The organism is Noviherbaspirillum denitrificans (assembly GCF_002211445.1).
Classification (GTDB): domain Bacteria; phylum Pseudomonadota; class Gammaproteobacteria; order Burkholderiales; family Burkholderiaceae_D; genus Noviherbaspirillum; species Noviherbaspirillum denitrificans.
The window spans coordinates 2,396,889-2,415,309 of the sequence record NZ_LSTO01000001.1 but is presented as its reverse complement, the minus strand read 5'-3'; the positions used below and the strand labels follow the sequence as shown (position 1 = coordinate 2,415,309).

At 58.3% G+C, this 18,421-nt stretch carries 14 protein-coding genes and 1 pseudogene; 10 read left to right on the top strand and 5 right to left on the bottom strand.

What is annotated here, in order from left to right:
* Positions 1–4: 4 nt before the first annotated feature.
* Positions 5–478 carry an Lrp/AsnC family transcriptional regulator gene (locus tag AYR66_RS11780; protein WP_088707638.1) on the bottom strand — a complete coding sequence of 158 codons (474 nt, stop codon included), beginning with the start codon at positions 476–478 and terminating at the stop codon, positions 5–7.
* A gap of 156 nt (positions 479–634) precedes the next feature.
* Between AYR66_RS11780 and glmS the strand changes: the two genes are divergently transcribed.
* Positions 635–2,452: a glutamine--fructose-6-phosphate transaminase (isomerizing) gene (gene glmS / locus AYR66_RS11775; protein WP_088707637.1), complete on the top strand. Its 1,818-nt coding sequence runs from the start codon at positions 635–637 to the stop codon at positions 2,450–2,452.
* 253 nt (positions 2,453–2,705) lie between these two features.
* On the opposite strand, the gene AYR66_RS11770 is transcribed toward glmS, so the two are convergent.
* The gene (locus AYR66_RS11770; protein WP_088707636.1) at positions 2,706–2,909 is read right to left on the bottom strand and encodes a DeoR family transcriptional regulator; all 204 of its coding nucleotides are present in this window, start codon (positions 2,907–2,909) and stop codon (positions 2,706–2,708) included.
* Between the two features lie 154 nt (positions 2,910–3,063).
* Entirely contained in the window at positions 3,064–3,306 is a 243-nt protein-coding gene (locus tag AYR66_RS11765; protein WP_088707635.1) for a DUF6471 domain-containing protein, read from the bottom strand.
* 666 nt (positions 3,307–3,972) lie between these two features.
* Between AYR66_RS11765 and AYR66_RS11760 the strand changes: the two genes are divergently transcribed.
* From AYR66_RS11760 to AYR66_RS11725, 8 genes and pseudogenes are all read left to right on the top strand, one after another.
* Positions 3,973–5,403, top strand: coding sequence for a hypothetical protein (locus tag AYR66_RS11760; RefSeq protein WP_088707634.1), 1,431 nt, complete (start codon positions 3,973–3,975; stop codon positions 5,401–5,403).
* Positions 5,404–5,405: 2 nt separating this feature from the next.
* Positions 5,406–7,205 carry a TnsD family Tn7-like transposition protein gene (locus AYR66_RS11755; protein ID WP_088707633.1) on the top strand — a complete coding sequence of 600 codons (1,800 nt, stop codon included), beginning with the start codon at positions 5,406–5,408 and terminating at the stop codon, positions 7,203–7,205.
* A complete protein-coding gene (locus AYR66_RS28340; RefSeq protein WP_141104064.1) occupies positions 7,169–8,803 on the top strand; it encodes a hypothetical protein in 1,635 nt (544 codons plus the stop codon). Before AYR66_RS11755 ends, AYR66_RS28340 begins: the two co-directional genes overlap by 37 nt.
* A 197-nt stretch (positions 8,804–9,000) precedes the next feature.
* Positions 9,001–9,699 carry a PDDEXK family nuclease gene (locus tag AYR66_RS11745; RefSeq protein WP_088707631.1) on the top strand — a complete coding sequence of 233 codons (699 nt, stop codon included), beginning with the start codon at positions 9,001–9,003 and terminating at the stop codon, positions 9,697–9,699.
* Between the two features lie 53 nt (positions 9,700–9,752).
* A complete protein-coding gene (locus tag AYR66_RS28335; RefSeq protein WP_141104063.1) occupies positions 9,753–10,082 on the top strand; it encodes a hypothetical protein in 330 nt (109 codons plus the stop codon).
* 97 nt (positions 10,083–10,179) lie between these two features.
* Positions 10,180–11,682 (top strand): IS21 family transposase, encoded by a 1,503-nt coding sequence (gene istA / locus AYR66_RS11735; protein ID WP_420093097.1) that lies wholly within the window; start codon positions 10,180–10,182, stop codon positions 11,680–11,682.
* Positions 11,672–12,481, top strand: a complete 810-nt coding sequence (istB, locus tag AYR66_RS11730; protein ID WP_088707203.1) for an IS21-like element helper ATPase IstB — start codon at positions 11,672–11,674, stop codon at positions 12,479–12,481. The genes istA and istB overlap by 11 nt, the downstream gene beginning before the upstream one ends.
* A gap of 71 nt (positions 12,482–12,552) precedes the next feature.
* Positions 12,553–13,554 (top strand): annotated as a pseudogene (locus AYR66_RS11725) (PQQ-dependent sugar dehydrogenase); the annotation flags it as partial.
* 245 nt (positions 13,555–13,799) lie between these two features.
* Here the strand turns inward: AYR66_RS11725 and AYR66_RS11720 are convergent.
* Both AYR66_RS11720 and AYR66_RS11715 read right to left on the bottom strand, forming a co-directional pair.
* Entirely contained in the window at positions 13,800–15,140 is a 1,341-nt protein-coding gene (locus AYR66_RS11720; RefSeq protein WP_170942124.1) for an LLM class flavin-dependent oxidoreductase, read from the bottom strand.
* Between the two features lie 70 nt (positions 15,141–15,210).
* A complete protein-coding gene (locus AYR66_RS11715; RefSeq protein ID WP_088707628.1) occupies positions 15,211–15,879 on the bottom strand; it encodes a class II aldolase/adducin family protein in 669 nt (222 codons plus the stop codon).
* 245 nt (positions 15,880–16,124) lie between these two features.
* Between AYR66_RS11715 and AYR66_RS11710 the strand changes: the two genes are divergently transcribed.
* A partial coding sequence (locus AYR66_RS11710; RefSeq protein ID WP_206047149.1) for a TonB-dependent receptor occupies positions 16,125–18,421 on the top strand: 2,297 nt, incomplete at its 3' end.

Here is an 18,421-nt window from a genome sequence, read left to right as displayed (position 1 = left end):
CACCTCAGAGCGCGATCCGCGTCTCGAACTTGCTGCGGTGAATCGAAAAGAAGCTTCGCACGTTGCGTACATTGGCGTGCGAGGCAAACAGCCGGTGCGCCAGCGCGTGGTAGGCCGGCATGTCGGCCACCTGCACGATCAGCACGAAATCCGGACCGGGCGACACCCGGTAGCACTGCAGCACTGCCGCCTCGCCGGCCACCAATCCCTCGAATTCCTGCATTTTTTCCGCGCCCTGATGGTCGAGCGTGATTTCCACGACCGCCGTCAGGGATGCCCCGACTTTTTCCGGCGCCACGATCGCCACCTGGCGCTGGATGATGCCGGCGTCCTCCAAACGCTTCACGCGGCGCAGGCAAGTCGGTGCCGACGCGTGGACGAGCGCAGCCAGCTCGTTGTTTGTCCGCGACGCATCGTCCTGCAAGGCATTCAGGATGCGGCGGTCAAGGTCATCCAGTTCGATGGCGGAAGCGTTCATTTCATAAATTCCTCGAAAATTCCATTTCCGTGAAATTATATTTCACGAATACACCTTATCGATTTTTAATTTCATTTCCTCTTAAATTTCGTAAACTTCTTTCACACCCAATCTTCTACGATACAACCGTCCTCAACTCGAACCTAGGGAGCCTTCATGTGTGGAATCGTCGGCGCGGTCGCGCAGCGCAATATCACCCCCATCCTGCTGGAAGGCCTGAAGCGCCTTGAGTATCGCGGCTACGACTCCTGCGGCGTCGCGCTGCACGTGGATGGCAGCCTGCAGCGTTCGCGCAGCACCTCGCGCGTGGCCGACCTCGAAGCGCAAGTCGACAAGTCGGGGCTGACAGGCTTCACCGGCATTGCGCACACCCGCTGGGCGACCCACGGCGCACCGGCATCGCACAACGCCCACCCGCACTTCTCCCGCGAGCGCATTGCGCTCGTCCATAACGGCATCATCGAAAACCACGACGAACTGCGCGCCGAACTGAGCAGCGCCGGCTACGTCTTCGAAAGCCAGACCGACACCGAAGTCATCGCCCACCTGATCGACCACATGTACACCGGCGACCTGTTCGAGACCGTGCAGCAGGCCGTCAAGCGCCTGCACGGCGCCTACGCGATCGCCGTGTTCTCGCGCGACGAACCGCACCGCGTGGTCGGCGCGCGCCAGGGCTCGCCGCTGATCGTGGGCGTGGGCAAGGGCGAGAACTTCCTCGCCTCGGATGCGATGGCACTGGCCGGCACAACCGACCAGATCATCTTCCTGGAAGAAGGTGATGTGGTGGACCTGCAGCTGCAGCGCTACTGGATCACCGACGTCAACGGCAAGCCGGCCGAGCGCGAAGTGCGCACGGTGCACGCGCACACCGGCGCCGCCGAACTCGGTCCGTACCGCCACTTCATGCAGAAGGAAATCTTCGAACAGCCGCGCGCCATCGGCGACACGCTGGAAGGCGTGAAGGGCATCATGCCGGAACTGTTCGGCGACAAGGCCTACGGCGTGTTCAAGAAGGTCGACTCGGTGCTGATCCTCGCCTGCGGCACCAGCTACTACGCCGGCCTGACCGCGAAATACTGGATCGAATCGATCGCCAAGCTACCGGTCAACGTCGAGATCGCCAGCGAATACCGCTACCGCGACAGCGTGCCGAACCCGAACGCACTGGTCGTGACGATCTCGCAGAGCGGCGAAACCGCCGACACTCTGGCCGCGCTCAAGCACGCACGCGCGCAGGACATGGTGAACTCGCTGACCATCTGCAACGTCGCCACCAGCGCGATGGTGCGCGAATGCATGCTGTCCTACATCACCCGCGCCGGCGTGGAAGTCGGTGTGGCCTCGACCAAGGCCTTCACCACGCAGCTGGTCGCGCTCTTCCTGCTGACGCTGACGCTGGCGCAGGCGCGCGGCCGCCTGACCGACGAGCAGGAATCGGCGCACCTGAAGGCGCTGCGCCACCTGCCGCTGTCGATCGGCGCGGTGCTGGCGCTGGAGCCGCAGATCATCGCCTGGGCGGAAGAATTCGCGCGCAAGGAAAACGCCCTCTTCCTCGGCCGCGGCCTGCACTACCCGATCGCGCTGGAAGGCGCGCTGAAGCTGAAGGAAATCTCGTACATCCACGCCGAAGCCTACCCGGCGGGCGAACTCAAGCACGGCCCGCTGGCGCTGGTGACGAACGAGATGCCGGTGGTGACGGTGGCACCGAACGACACGCTGATCGAGAAGCTGAAGTCGAACATGCAGGAAGTGCGCGCCCGCGGCGGCCAGCTGTATGTGTTCGCCGATGCCGACTCGCGCATCATGCCGAGCGAAGGCGTGCACGTGATCCGCATGCCGGAGCACTACGGCCACCTGTCGCCGATCCTGCACGTGGTGCCGCTGCAGCTGCTGGCGTATCACACCGCGCTGGCGCGCGGCACGGATGTCGACAAGCCGCGCAACCTGGCGAAGTCGGTCACAGTGGAGTAACGAGATGCGTTAACGAGAAAAGCTGCGCTTTGTTAATAGAAGCGCTTCGCGGTGCCGGCCAGAAGTGCTTCTCGAAGGGGGTATTGTTCTCCACAATGCCGCATGAAATAAGGAACGAAGCACTATTTAACGTGCAGCACAGAGCTTTCGCTTAGAGAGCCCTGTGCACCCCCACCTTTCACACGGCTTTTGCCCCTTGCGGCGCCGTTAAATCTTTCTCTCTGGATGGACCGGCGCGCGGTCGGGAGAACATCTAGATGTCCCGACTTAGGTCCTGTTGCTCTTGCCGCCACCGCTCGATGTCGACCATTCGCCACCGAAGAAGACTCGCCCCAGGGATATACATTGGGGGCGGAACTCGTAGCCGGTGTCGCCGCAAGTCGCGCCGAATGGTCCGCTCGCTTTTTCTCAACAGCTCTGCAAGCGCTTGAATGTCGAGATATTGTCTCCTCGCCATCTTCACTCCATGAATGCTGGATTGGTCTTACTCGCATCACCATGACGTGTAGCGGGTAACTTTATTCAAGTGCCGAACATTGGAAGCTGCAGCGGGAATAAAACGGACACTCGCGTGAATCCTTCCGTGCGTGCAGGGCGTCCGTTTAGAGGGATTACATGAAGCTGGTGGGCTTGCTTTTAGGCAGCGTGACCGTGACAGATTCCACGCCGAGTGCAGACATGCACTGGAGAAAGAAGGCAAGCTGAAACTTGCCTCGAGAGATTTTTACGGCAAGAGATTTTGGAGACTCATCCATTCCGACTGATGCGAGAGCCTCTGCCAAATCATTTACCGATACCCCCATGCGAACCATTTCAGCACGCAAGAGGCGTTTGGCTTCAATCTGCCAATCCATTTCTATCTCGATTAAGGGTTGAGGTTACGCAATTCACGCTAAGGGCGATAACTTTTATGATAACGGCATTAACGTCTGAATTATGAACGCTAATGATAGTACATAGCCCCACGGTACAAGGCTAGGACAACTTAAGGAAAGGTTGAGAAGAATGAAGCGTAAGGCGATGTGGACCACCCGGGTGAAGTGCAACGGGGAAAACGTGTTTATGCGAATCTTTCTTGCAAACATTGCTCAGCGTCGAATAGAATCGCGGGTAAGCAATGCAACAATTTTCCCTTTATAAACAACAAGTTAGCTCATGCTAAATTCGCCTTCTAAAATTGGCGTGGTCAATTTTTAGATTCGGCGTTCCGAAGGACAAATATGAAAACGATTTAACTAGTAAGTATCCGTAAACGAAAAAAGGCAGGGTTGGCGCCCTGCCTCTTTTCCCGGTGCGCCTCGCGACACTCCGAACTAGAAATCATAGTGTTGCATGAGAAGCACCGGGCGTCAACTGCCGCCCATGCCTCGGCAAGGTTGCGGCGTGGATTAACTCGCACCTATCATGCAAATGCGTACAACTTCACCACATGAACCTTCGTCCTACCCCCTCCAGCGCGCAATTTTGCGGGTTGGTGAGCTCCCAGAACTTTGTCGTTTTGACATCGCGGAGAGCCGGGCATGAGTCATTCCCCTGTTCTCGTAGACGAATCTCTGCTCGGCACTGAAACCAATCTCGTCGTCGGACGCAATCCAGGTAATTCTGCCGAGTCCGCACATGGTGCCTTATTTTATCCACCTAAAGACGTGGTTGAGGGGTTCCCCTCCCCGCTCTCAGAGAACCTCCTCACGTCGTGCATCAGGAAGGTTCCTTCCGAAACCCGGGCAAAAGAGCTGCTGCGCCGCCGCGGGGTTCCGAAACTTGAGGACCTCGAAGGAAAATCTGTAGAAGACAAAATCGCGGCCTTGGCATATCTGCAATATGCGTACAACCCGCCTTTAGCTGCCGCGCGATTTACTCAAAAGGTGCTCGCGAGCGTTCGGGCGTCCTTGCTCCTACGAAATCCTGAGGACCGGCGGTATTGGCAGTTTCTTTATCAGCAAGGCCAGGTATTACGCGGCGGCCGTCCGATAGCAATGCCTCAATTCCTCAGGAGCCTGCAAGGTGCCGGCTTCATCCTCGCAGGTCCATCCGGCGTCGGAAAAACAGCATTAGTTCAGCGCCTTCGTGCACTGATTGGGCAAGAACCAGTTTTGGTCAACTGGGGCGGGGATGCGCCAGCACAAATGACCTTCATTCCAATGGTCGTCGTGAAATGGCCCGAATGCGGGACACTGGCCGGTCTGCTCGCAAATTTTCGCCAAGTCTTGATTAGCGAAATTGGTCCCTCTGTCGCAACGGACTACCACTTCTCCAACTTCATGGGCTCCAACGGCACAAACGCTGCCATTTCAGCCGCACTTTTGCTCAACTTGGGACTGTTCGTACTTGATGGGGGATGCATTCGTTCATTACGAGGAGAATTCCGAGACATACTTGGTTTCATTTCGACACTCCAACGGAACTCTGGCATTCCTACTCTCATAACGTGTACGTACCCTGTGCTGCAAGCCATAGCGAGAAGTGGGGGCGCTGGGGCAAATACTGCCAGTGCTCACGCCGAGTTTCTGGACCTGCTACCTCCGGGGCCGCTCTGGGCTTCGTACTGTAAGTTCTTTTGGAACCTCGGCCTTGCCGAGCCTTGCATTCCCATGCCTGGCTACATCCCATCGCTCATGTGGAAATTTAGTAGAGGGGATATGGGAATCATGTCCCAAGGCTTTTCAGGACTTCACCACGCGTTGCTGGACCACCCCCAACTATTGGCAGGAGAAGCGTTAAAGGAAACAGACGCCAGTGACATAGTTTGCATGCGCCTGCGGATGTACGAGGAAACCGTGAAAGTGCTCGAACTCTTTCAGACAAACAGGGCAGTCCCGCTTGAGGACCTGTGGGCGCACGGCGACTACCTTCCCTACGAAGCTTTCAACGAAACGCCAAGTCGAGACTTCGAACGAAGATTATCTCGTCGAAAGAGCCCAGTTTCTTCCATTCTTACGCACGCGGAGTAAGCATGGCTTCTACTGTCCTGATGAAACCTCCATTTCCCTGGAACGAAACGGTTAACAGTTTTCTTGACCGCGTCGGTAGTTTTGACCACGGTGCATCGCTTAGACAGGGCCGGATACGCTTGTTAAGTCGTCACTCGCCATTGCTCGACACCATACCTGGTTCGATTCAAAAACTATGCGAAGCATTTGGATATGCTTACGGTAATGAAGAACAAATACTTCGCGGTCACACTCTTTTTGATTATTTTGCTTGCGGCCTGACACCGGAGCGTGTGGATGAATTCCGCCGGCGCCTCATTTTTGGAAATCGAGGCCCCATTCGTCCTTCCAGACTTGCCTTACTTTTTACTCCCGGAGAGCAGGAGCATCTGCACTGTGCCGAATGCGATGAAGACAACCTGCAAAACCGTGGTTATCTCTATGCATTCCGGCAGCACGCAGCTCCATTCGTACATGTCTGCCCCTGGCATCACACCGTCCTCACCCCTGAGAAAGGGTATTCCCGGCTTTTCGAAAGTCACTGCAGAAGCACTCAACAGGGTTCACGCAAATATCTTAAAGAATTTTCCACTCGAACCGCCGCCTGCATAGAAACGTCATGGAACGAGTCCCCTTACCACCGAGGCCGACTCTTGTCACAGTTAAGTGCTGCAGGGTGGCATATTGAATTCAAGCGAATATGGCTAGCGAAGTTCACCAGCGAATTTCATAAAAAGTTTGACAAAGCGTTTGATGATGAGCGACTTCGCTGCCTCGTCTCGAGCGACCGGTACGTTATCGCCGCGCTACGTGCGCTAGCGCGCAAAGACAGGTCGCTTCATCCGGTGTGGTGCTTGCTCTTCAGATGGCTCACTGAAGAAGTTGAGAACCACCAAGCATCGAAGAGACGAGCACCAGAACAGGCAAGGAAGTCGCAGAACTTGGGTCTAAAAGAGGTTGCTGACGCGATTAAGTCAGAAGGCTCTATACGAAAAGCCGCAGTACGGCTCGGTGTTGACACCAGCTTCTTAGCCTCTTATGCAAGGCGTTACGGGATAGCTGTTAGATTGCGACCAAAACGCCTGAACGAGACTCTAAGGCAGAACATCGAGGCATGTCTTCAATGCGGACAGTCTCCGTCGCGCGTCTCCCAATCGTGTAACGTATCCCTCTCTACCGTGTATCGAGTGGCACTTGCGAATCCACGCTGCTACTCGCCGTACCGTAAGCACGTCGTCCGGTCAAAGCTTGACGCAGCTAGGGAGGCTTGGCGCAATGCGTTGGAGCAGAATCAAAGCCTTACCGTAACCGAACTGCGACGTCGCCAGTTGAGTAACTGGACGTTCTTGTACCGGCACGACCGAGATTGGCTCATCCAAAATTCCCCCAGGCGACAAACCTCAAGAACCCCGTCTTCACCCCTTCGGTCCGAATCACTGCTCAGAATTGCAAGCAATGCTCTTTCTGAGGCAAGCGTCAATTGTGAATGCCAAGACAAGGCGCCAATTCGCAAGAGCAAGTATCGCCTTCAAGAACTGACGGGCTTGTCCGAGTTTGCCTTGACCGATGTCCTTTCTAGAACAGGAGTTCACGCATCAACTCCACTCGGCGAGACCCAAAAGTCGTTCGTCCAGAGACGGCTGAGGTGGGCTTTCAACGAATCGAACGACTTGGAAGCTTTGCCGAAATGGAGGGTTGCCCGAAGGGCGGGACTACGTGTCACTTCGCTGTCGCACCTGGACAGCGTTGGGAATATGCATGTGATTAATAAACGTTTGGAATCAGAATGGCAACACCCGTTCTTTCACCCGGTTCGCTTTTGATAAAGCCAAGGATTATGGAGCACGAGTCGATTTCCGCATATGTTCGACGAGCCGGACACTTTTCCGCTGAGCCTGGAGTCAGCTCCCCTTTGCGCCAGCTTGGCTGGAACAGAAATAAATTTCCTTGGGCCTTCCCAACTGGACTAGCGCAAATATCAGCCCTCTTTCATCCATCTGTCCCGTCTGTTGACGAGCTCATTACCTGCCACACTGGATTTCGGATGCACCGGCCTTTCCTTCATGAACACGCGCTTGAACAAGTTACTTCGCATTTCAAAGGAAATCCAGTCAGAGGTATTGCAGGAATTGCGGGATATTCTCATATGGGCGTGCACGGACGATGGCGCCAGGGTATCTGCATGGCCTGCATTGAACAAGACACTAGTCGGTACGGCTTTACGTACTGGAGGACAGGACATTTGGTACCGGGACTCGCTCTATGCCCGTATCACTTAGAGCCACTGTTCACTTACTGCCAGACGTGCGAAGCCGGATTTCGTCAATCTGCCCGGGTTTGGATTCCTACGCTGAAATGCCTTTGCGGTGAAAAGCTGAAAAAGATACGACCGCTTCGAAGTGCTGCTCACCGTAAGAAAGAAGGCTTGGTCTCGGTGGCTGTTCACCAGCTTCTGTCGGGCGCAATTCCCGAGTGGATAAACAGCGAAAAAGTCCTCACGCTAATTGCTGAAGCGGTTAACAGGCTGTGCATTGCGGGAAAAATGAAAAGCCCGTTAGAGATTGGAAATCTTATTGAGGAGATGAATGGCCGACAGCTTCTGCAAAGCTACAACATTAAGACTCATCGAACGACAATTCTCACCTTTGCGGCCGCCGGAAAGGCACTCCCCACGAACCCGTTTTCCAACATTATCTTGATTAACTCCTTATTTGGCTCTCTGGAGAATTTCGTGGCAGAAGCCCAAGCACGATTCTCGCAGCCGGATGCTACTACTCCTCGCCCCTCATTTAAGAAAGCGGGGAAGAGACCACGTAAGCCGGACTACCGCTATGCCTACTGGGACCGAGTGTCGAAACAAGAGCTCAATCGTGAACGAAATGCCCGAAGAGCCGTTCTTCGCGAGCTCATTCGGGCGACTCCTAAGCTAAAGCGAGGCGACCTCAGGAATGGGGCGGGCCGCACAGCCTACCTATTTTTATTGAGGTACGACGAGGCTTGGCTTGACAAGGTGCTTCCGCGCACTTGCCGAAAATCCATCATCAATTCGCTCTCTCCGGTGCAGACGAAAGTCCGAGACGAATCGCTGGCAAAGCATATTTATCAGCGACACGAAGAGTTGCTTGACAGTCGGTTCGTTGGCCGCATTAGCAAACGACGCCTGCTTCACGGCAGCCCGGGAGAAAGCAACCCGGCCAAACTCCAGAGCCTTCCATTGGCGCGGGAAGCACTAAGTGATTGCGTGGAAAGCTGGCATGAATGGCGCGTTCGCCACATTGAACTGCTTGCACAAAGAACGCAAGAGTCTGCCCGAGAGTCGCCATTCCAGGCAAATCAAGACGACATCGAACGCCTCAATGCAGAGGAACTTCACAACCTCAAGAGGAGAATAGGCAAATGGCTAAAAAGGCATGGCCACTAATTGGCGACTGCTCTGCACTCCCCTACTCGCGCGCGAGGGCCGCCGATATACATTCCCAGGCTGCGGATATTGAGTCAACACCAACAGATAGCCAAACAGCTCGCCCTTCAATCCGGATACGAGAACTTGTGGGGCGGCCCATTCTGCCCTGGCCGATTCATCTACCTGACCGAGACCCTAGAGGCATGAAGACTGGCATGAATTTCGAGTGCTGGAAGAAGGCGCGTGAAGGAAAGACAGGTATTTCCGGGAACTGGTACAGCTTGAAGGGCAGCCGGACGCAGGCCTGCCATTCAATGTTGGAGGCAAGATTACGTGCATTCTTTGACATGTCGCCATTTGTGCTTGAGTGCAGAACACAGTACCCGTCATGGAATCGCGAGGAGTATGAGAAGTATTTCTTGGCCAGCAAACCGTTCCCTAATAACAAGGTGATGACCATCGATTTCATGTTGACGTTGTCCATCCCTGGTATCCCATATTTGCTTTATCACGGCGTTTCGGGCAAACCACGAGAACAGATTAATCATGAGAAATCAAAAGCGCGGCATGAGCGTGAGGCCGACTCCTTGTCGAAGTGGGGATGCACGCACGAGGTGCTAGACGAGTTCACCATCTCGGATACTGAATACTCAAACTATCTGCTCCTAAAGCAATGGTTCAAGTGGACTGACGTGTCAGCTTGCATGCACGATGCAGCTGAACTGGCTGAATCACTACTTAAGTCAAAGGCAAAGGGAAATCTTGACCGAGTACTTCCGATGGTGGGAAGGCGACTTGGCCACGACCGCGACCACGCCTACCGCTTGTTCGGCGTGGCTGCCTTCCTCGGCCACATATGGATTGACCATCGCTTTCCGCTACGGATTGAGCGTCCGCTAGTCGTCCTGCGATAGCGTCATGTCCTTCTGTCCCCTGTTCCGAATACCTCAATTTTTTCGAAGCAAATATGAAGACTACACACGAATTGACGATTACAAAATTCCCCGATATGGCATTACTTTCTAGGACGAAGAAAGGCGGCAGCGCGGTGCTTTGGAGAAATCTTTGTACGACCGATGACACAATGTACGTCATGCCGGTTCACATCGGCAAAGCACCGAAGAACGGCCAACCAATCGTTGAGTGGAGTCTGCGCGAGGTAAAAGGTCTGTTTGGCTCAGTTATTCAACAAATCCCGGAGGTGGTATGTCCCTCGCAAATGCTCGCGGAGCAGCAAACCGAAGAACAGAAAAATGCTATAGGGTTTAAATGGATGTTGACGTTCACTGAAAATTGACCCACTTTCCGCAGTAGTTTTCATCCAAATTTGACCCACGTGATTCAATCGCCTGCTCAATAAATGGGCAGGAGGACGAGGAGTGATCACAGTGGGCATGTTTGCCAAGATCAGGCGGATGCATTTCCGCGAGAAGCTCTCCATACGAGAGATCGAACGGCGCACGAATCTGTCGCGCAATACGATCCGCAAGTGGCTGCGCGAGCCAGCCATGACCGAACCAAGGTATCCGGAACGCGAGGGCAAGAGCGTCGTTGACGCCTATGCTGAGCAGGTCCGGACCTGGATTCAAACCGACAGCCACCGCGCCAAGCGGGATCGACGTACGGCCCGTGTCATGTTCCAGGCGATCCAGGCGCAGGGTTACAGCGGTGGATACGGCCGTGTCTGCGCGCTGGTTCGCCGGCTGCAGCAGGAACTGGCTCAGGCACCGAGCCGCAAAGCGTTCGTGCCGCTTGCCTTCGCCCATGGCGAGGCATTTCAGTTCGACTGGAGCTGCGAGTACGCCTGGATTGGCGGCTTGCGCCGGCGTCTGGAGGTAGCGCACTGCAAGCTGGCGTCATCCCGTGCCTTCTGGCTGGTGGCGTATCCGTCGCAAAGCCACGAGATGCTGTTCGATGCCCATACCCGCTCGTTTGCCGCCTTCGGCGGGATCCCGCGGCGGGGCATCTACGACAACATGAAGACCGCCGTGGACAAGGTCGGCAAGGGCAAGGAGCGCAACGTCAATGCCCGCTTCGAGGCCATGTGCGGGCACTATCTGTTCGAGCCGGAGTTCTGCAACCGGGCGGCTGGCTGGGAAAAGGGAATCGTCGAGAAGAACGTCCAGGACCGGCGCAGGCAGATCTGGGTGGCAGCAGCCGACATCCGCTGGAACAGTCTGGGACAACTGAATGACTGGCTGGCCGAGAACTGCCGGCAAAGCTGGGAAGACATGGCGCATCCCGACTGGCCGGAGATGAAGGTGGCCGAGGTTCTGCAGGACGAACGGTTGCAATTGATGCCGGTCCCCAAGCCATTCGACGGTTACGTCGAGCAGCCGGTACGGGTGTCGTCAACAAGCCTGATCCACTTCCAGAAGAACCGTTACAGCGTCCCGACACCCTATGCACACCGCGTAGTCAGCCTGCATGTCTATCCAACCGAACTGGTGGTCGTCGCTGATAACGAAGAGATTGCGCGGCACGAGCGCGTGTTCGACCGCTATATCACCCGCTACAACTGGCAGCACTACATCCCGCTGATTGCCCAGAAGCCCGGTGCATTACGTAATGGAGCGCCATTCCAGACCATGCCCGAGCCGCTATTGCACCTGCAGCGCCATCTCCTGAAACATCCTGGGGGTGACCGCGTCATGGCGCAAGTCCTCTCGGCCATCCCGGATCACGGGCTCGAAGCCGTACTGGATGCAGTCAGGAACGCGCTGGAATCGGGACGACCCAGCGGTGAACACGTTCTCAACGTGCTTGGCCGCATCAAACAGGCACCGGCGACTGCATCGATTACGACAGCGCTGACACTGAAGGAAGAGCCACAAGCCAATGTCTCCCGCTACGAGCGGTTGCGTTCGCTGGATACGGAGGTTCAGCATGTCGCATGAGATCGTCAACCAATTGAAGAGCCTGAAGCTGCACGGCATGGCACAGACCTGGTCGGAGCTGGTAGCCCAGGCCCGCATAGCGGACTTCGATCCGGAGCGGTTCATGGTCCAGCTGCTCAAGTCAGAGACGGCCGAGCGCGAGGTTCGCTCGATTGCCTACCAGATGACGGCTGCCCGCTTCCCCGCACATCGTGATTTGAATGGCTTTAACTTCGCCGAGGCGAAGGTCGATGAAGCGCTGATTCGGCAGCTCCACACCATGTCGTTCCTGGACGCCGCACACAACCTGGTGTTCATTGGCGGACCGGGTACCGGCAAGACGCATCTAGCCACGGCGCTTGGGATCGAAGCCATCAACCGGCACGGCAAGCGCGTCAGGTTCTTCTCCACTGTTGAACTGGTCAATGCGCTGGAACTAGAGAAGGCGGCCGGTAAGCAAGGCCAGATCGCACACCGGCTGATGTACGTCGATCTGGTCATCCTCGACGAACTGGGGTACCTGCCGTTCAGCCAGGTTGGTGGTGCACTACTGTTCCACCTGCTCTCAAAGCTGTACGAACGAACCAGCGTAGCGATTACGACCAACCTGAGCTTCGGCGAGTGGCCTGCGGTGTTCGGGGACGCGAAGATGACGACAGCATTGCTGGACCGACTCACGCATCACTGCCATATTATTGAGACCGGCAATGATTCCTGGCGCTTCAGGCACAGTGAATCGACGCGGAAGACATCCCCCAGAAAGGGCTCGAAGAAGGGAGAAACAGGACTAGCGACCGAAGACTTATCCACAGCAGCGTAGCCGTCTACGCATAAAAAGGGTGGGTCAAAATTCGATGAAAATCGTGGGTCACTTTTACGTGAACATCAACAGTCAAGGGCTTCGTGATGAAGGAAGTCATGAAAAAGGCCGGCTCCGGAACACGCCCGAGCGCCAACCGCATTACGCTCTTGCGGGGCCTGAACGCGGACGGCTCAGCGGCAATGAAGAAGGTGTTCATGACCGGACTGAATTCGCCGTTCGGCATGGCGCTAGTCGGCAACGACTTCTATGTCGCCGATACAGACGCCGTCCGGCGCTTCCCCTACAAGGAGGACCAGGTTGAAATCAGCGCAGCGGGCGCCAAGGTCGCTGACCTGCCGGCAGGCACGCTCAACCATCACTGGACGAAGAACATCATTGCCAGCCCGGACGGCAAGTTCCTATACGCCACCGTGGGTTCGAACAGCAATGTCGGCGAGAACGGACTGGACCAGGAGGAACACCGCGCATGCATCGTGCAGGTGGATCTGTCGACCGGCAAGTCGCGTGTGTACGCTTCAGGCATCCGCAATCCCAACGGCATGGGCTGGCAGCCGCAAAGCGGCCAGCTCTGGACCGTGGTGAATGAGCGCGATGAACTCGGCAACGACCTCGTGCCCGATTACCTGACTTCCGTGAAGGAGGGGGGCTTCTACGGCTGGCCGTACAGCTATTACGGCCCGCATGTCGATGCGAGGGTGAACGAACAGCGGCCCGACCTCGTAGCAAAAGCCGTCGTGCCGGACTACGCGCTAGGCTCACACACGGCACCGCTCGGCATGGCTTTCTACAACGGCAGGCAGTTCCCCGCCGAGTATGCGTCCGGCGCCTTCATCGGCATGCACGGCTCATGGAACCGCAAGCCGCAAAGCGGCTACAAGGTCGTGTTCGTGCCTTTTGCCGGCGGCAAACCGAACGGCCTGCCGAAAGACTTCCTGACCGGCTTCCTGAGCGCCGAAGGCGATGCCTATGGCAGGCCAGTCGGCGTCGTGGTCGCAAGGGATGGTGCGCTCTTGGTGGCGGACGATGTCGGTAATGTCGTATGGAGGGTCGCGGTTAAACCGCAGGAATAGAACTCGGTTAACAAGCGGCCAGCCATCAAGACGATCAATTGCATCGCCAACTTTGCCGGCTTCTTCTCGCCGTCCATCATCGACTGGCTGAATGACCTTACCGGGAAGCAGAGCGCGGGCCTGATGTTTACCTCGTCCGTACTGCTCGTCGCCGCCGTACTGGTGGCGCTCGTGCCGGGCAAGGTGGTCAACCGATAGAGGGTAATGTACGTAGGGTGCGCGGGGCGCACCCTACGAGTCAATCATCAAGCCGCCTTCCTGCCCTCCGCCCCCGTCAACGGATTTACCGGCGTATCCAGCCCCAGGTTCTCCCGGTACGTCCGCCCCTCATACTCCTTCCGGAAGATCCCGCGCCGCTGCAGTTCCGGCACCACCAGGCGCGTGAAGTCCTCGAAGCCGCCCGGCAGGTAGGGCGGCACGACATTGAACCCGTCCGCGCCGCGTTCGACGAACCATTTCTCCACCAGATCCGCTACCGTCTTCACGGAACCGATTGCCTGCAGGTGGCCGCGCGAGACGCTGAAACGCAGCACCAGTTGGCGGATGGTCAGGTTTTCGCGCTGCGCGAGTTCGACCAGCTGGCGGAAGCGGCCCTTGCCGTTCTCGGTTTCCGGCAGGTCGGGCAAAGGGCCGTCGAGCGGGTAGCCGGAGAGGTCGTGGCCGACGAGGTTGACGTTGGTAAAGTCGACCAGCTCCTGCAGCTCGCCGAAGCGGTCCTGCGCTTCCTGGTCCGATCCGGCGACCACTACTGACAGTCCCGGGGTGATCTTCAGCTGGTCTTCGGCGCGACCGTATTTCGCCATGCGGTCCTTGACATCGCGATAGAAGGTTTGCGCGGCTGCGAGCGACTGTGCCGAGCAGTATGTCATTTCGGCGACGCGCGCGGCGAACTCGCGGCCGGTGTCGGAGTTGCCAGCCTGGACCAGCACCGGATAGCCCTGGATCGGGCGCGGTAGGTCAAGCAGCCCTTCGGAGCCGAAGTGCTTGCCCTTGAAATGCAGTGGATGCGCGCTGTCGGGCGAATAGAACTGACCCGATGCGCGGTCGACATGGTCGAAGGCATCGTCGTCCCAGCTGTTCCATAGCGCCTTGGCCAGCTCGACGAATTCTTCCGCACGTTCATATCGCTCCGCGTGGCCGCGTGGTTCCGCGATGCCGAAATTCTTCGCAGTGTGTCCCGAGAACGACGACACGATATTCCATCCGGCACGGCCGCCGCTTATGTGGTCGAGCGAGGTGAATTTGCGCGCGACGTGGTACGGATGCTCGTAGTTGGTATTGACGGTGGCGACCAGGCCGATGTGCTTCGTCGCGCCGGCGATGGCGGACAACAGCGTAAACGGCTCGAACTGGTAGCTGACGCCCTGGCGGCTGCTTTGCTGCAGGTTGTCGCCGGAACGGCCGATGAAGTCGGCGAGGAAGAAGGTGTCGAACTTCGCTGCTTCCGCCAGGCGGGCGGCATTGATCCAGTAATCGAGGTCGGGGCGGCCGCTGCCTGTCGAGCTGGGGTGGCGCCAGCCGGCGGGATGGTGGCCGAAGCGCATGAAGAAGGCGTTGAGGACGAGTTTGCGTGGACGGTTGCTCATGATGGGCTCGGATAAAAAAACCGGGCCAGAGGCCCGGAAAACGCTCAATAAAGGAGATAACTGAATTCGATCAGCCCGCGAAAGCCTTGGCTTTCTCGAGCAGGCCGGTGCGCTTCCATTGCAGCTCCAGCGCGCCCGGCGTGTATTCCTGCGCGCCGCCGATCTGTTCGGCGATGGCCTGGAAGCGGGCCGCTTCCTCGATCAGCAGGATCAGTTCCGACGTCTTCACGATGCCCTTGCCCCAGAAGTTGGCGCCGCCGTTCGACTCCAGCAGCGCGGGCGGCGGGGCCAGTTCGGGGTGCGTGTCGAGGCGTTCGCGGATGACGTCGAGGACGCTGCGCGTGCGCTCCAGGTGGTTGGGGATGGTGCGCGCCAGCAGGTGGCGCTGTGCGGCGACGTAGCGGATCGGGAAGTCCTTGTGCGCCAGCGACCAGGCGGACAGGTAGGGAGTGTGCGCGTGGATCACGGTATCCGCGTCGAGGCGGCTTTCATTCAGGATCGATTCCTTGCGCTCGGAGAAGGTGTCGATGCCGATGGATGGTTCGCGATTGCGTTCCCACGGCCACGGGAAGCGGATCGACAGCAGCTTGTCATGTCCCGGGATGCGGTGCGAAATGTGGAAGGTCCAGGTCGCGGAAAGCGTGCCGGTCTCGCGCAGGAAGTTGTAGGCGTGGATGGCGTCGGACTTCGCTTCCTCTACGTAGGAAACCAGGTCGACATCGGTCAGCGGATCAGCCATGTGAAGCTCCTTTCAGTGTGTGTTGGGGTGCGAATCCCTTCTCTGCAATCTCCGGGCCAGCCATGCAGCGCCCGCAGCGGCTTGACGCGTTCGTCTAAGCAACAGCGCCTGCTGTTTTCCGCACACCCCTGTTTGCTAATGCGCAGTGCGCGAAGCCCTGCACGCGCTTCATGCACGGCAAGCTGTGGCATGGATCATGCACAAGACATCCCATTCGTTTTCACAGCAAAGGCAAGGGAGCAGGGATGTCGACATCCAATAAAAAGCAAAAAGCAGCAGCACCGGATCGCAACAGGAAGAAGATGGCCGCGGCGCTGGCGCCGCTGTTTATCGCAGGCGGCGCATTCGGCGCCGACCAGAATGCGGAAGAGCAGGGCGCGGTCCTCGGCAGCGTCGTTGTGACGTCGCAGAAGCGCGAAGAAAAGATCAAGGATGTGCCGCTGCCGATCTCGGCGGTCACCGGCGACGCCATCCTCGACAAGAACATCGTCAGTTCGAACGACATCGAGCGCCTTGCGCCCGGGCTGACGGGCCAGGCGACCGGCGGGCGCAGCGCCAAGCCCCGCTGGTTCCTGCGCGGCATCGGCACCAACGATCCGAATGCAAACAATGAAGGACCGATCGGCGTCTACGTGGACGAGGTAGTGGTCGGCCTGCAGGGCAACCAGAACTTCCCGATCTTCGACCTCGACCGGGTGGAAGTGCTGCGCGGGCCGCAAGGCACGCTCTGGGGCAAGAACAACACCGGCGGCGCGATCCACTTCGTCTCGAAGAAGCCGACATACGACAAGGAAGGCTATGCGCGCGTCGGCGTGGGCAACTACGGCAGCCGCCGCGCGGAAGGCGCATTTGGCGGCGCGCTGCAGGAAGAGGCGCTGCTCGGCCGCGCCTCGTTCTTCTATGAAAAGAGCGACGGCTGGGCGCGCAACATCGTCACCGGCCAGGATGGCCCGCAACTGCAGGACTTCGCGACGCGCCTGCAGCTGCTCGCCAACCCGAGCCCGGACCTCGAGGCGCTGTTCAGCGTGCGCCTGCGGCAGCGCGAGGGCGGCAACCTGCCGGGCTACCTGGTCGGCGCCACCGCCAGCGGCGGCGTGACGACGCCCAACGCGAACGGCGCCATCACGCAGGGCGGCGGCAGCTATATCCCGCCCTATGGCGCGGAACCGAACACGCGCAGCGACTTCTGGGCAGGCGACGGCTACCACAAGCTCGACACCAGCGGCGCGACGGTGCGCCTGACGTACCAGCTCGGCGCCAATACGCTGACGTCCATCACCGCGCTCGATACCTCGCAGGGGCGCAACTACGCTGCGGTCGGCGTACCGGCCGGGACCACACTGGACCAGAACAGCACGCGCGGCAAGGATTCGTCGCGCCAGGTCACGCAGGAGCTTCGCCTCGCGTCGCCCAAGAACCAGCAAGTCAGCTGGATCGTCGGTGCCTACTACTACAACCAGGACGCCTCGGCCTTCAACCAGACGGCGCGCTTCAACAATAACGAGCAGTACACTGAAGCTTCGTGGGACCAGAAATCGATCAGCAAGGCGATCTACGGCAATACCCGCGTCTCGGTGAACGACAAGGCCGCCGTCACGCTGGGCCTGCGCCAGACCTGGGAGTCAAAGGGGATCGAAGAGACTGCGCTGACCGCCAACGACAATGCGGCCGGCACCGCGGTACGCTTCGTCACGCCGACCGCATGGTGGCTGCCTGGCGGCACTGCAGGCACGGCGGTCGTCCCGGCCACGCGCATCAACAGCAGCGCCAGCTGGTCGCGCGCCACTTGGGACATCACCCCGGAATACCGCTTCAACAAAGACCTGCTCGGTTACGCGCGGGTGGCAACCGGATTCCGCTCGGGTGGCTTCAACCAGGCCATCGTCAACAATGCGATCATCCGCACCAACCCGGAAACCATCCGCGACTATGAGCTGGGCGCAAAATCGACCTGGCTGGGCGGACGCCTGACGGCCAATGCATCCGTGTTCTACTACGACATCAAGGACCTGCAGCTGAACATCCAGCAGATCGTGCCCGGTACCACAATCACCAGCACGGCGGGCAGTTCCGACGGCAACATCAAGGGCTTCGAGCTGGAACTGGAAGCCTTGCCGACAGACCGCCTGCGCCTCGCCGGCAGCCTGGGCCTGCTGAGCTCGCGCTATACCGACTTCACCTACCGCATCGGCGGGGTGGCGCTCGATGCCAGCGGCAACGAGTTCTACCGCACGCCGCGCACCTCGCTGCGCCTGGATGCGTCCTACACCATCCCGGTGGCGGCAGGCGGGCAGGTCGTGCTCGGCACCGACTGGTCTTACCGCGGCCACATCTACCACAACGCCACGGTGCAGAACGACCCGATCCAGGAGACCCCGGCCTACTGGAACGGCAATACGCGCATCAGCTACTGGACCGCGAACAAGAAGGCGCAGCTCACCGCCTTCGTCAATAACGTGACCAACCAGTCGAACAAGATCCTGTCGCAGATCGTCAATACGCGCGGCGTGTTCCCGACGAACTTTGCGGCGCCGCGCGTGAT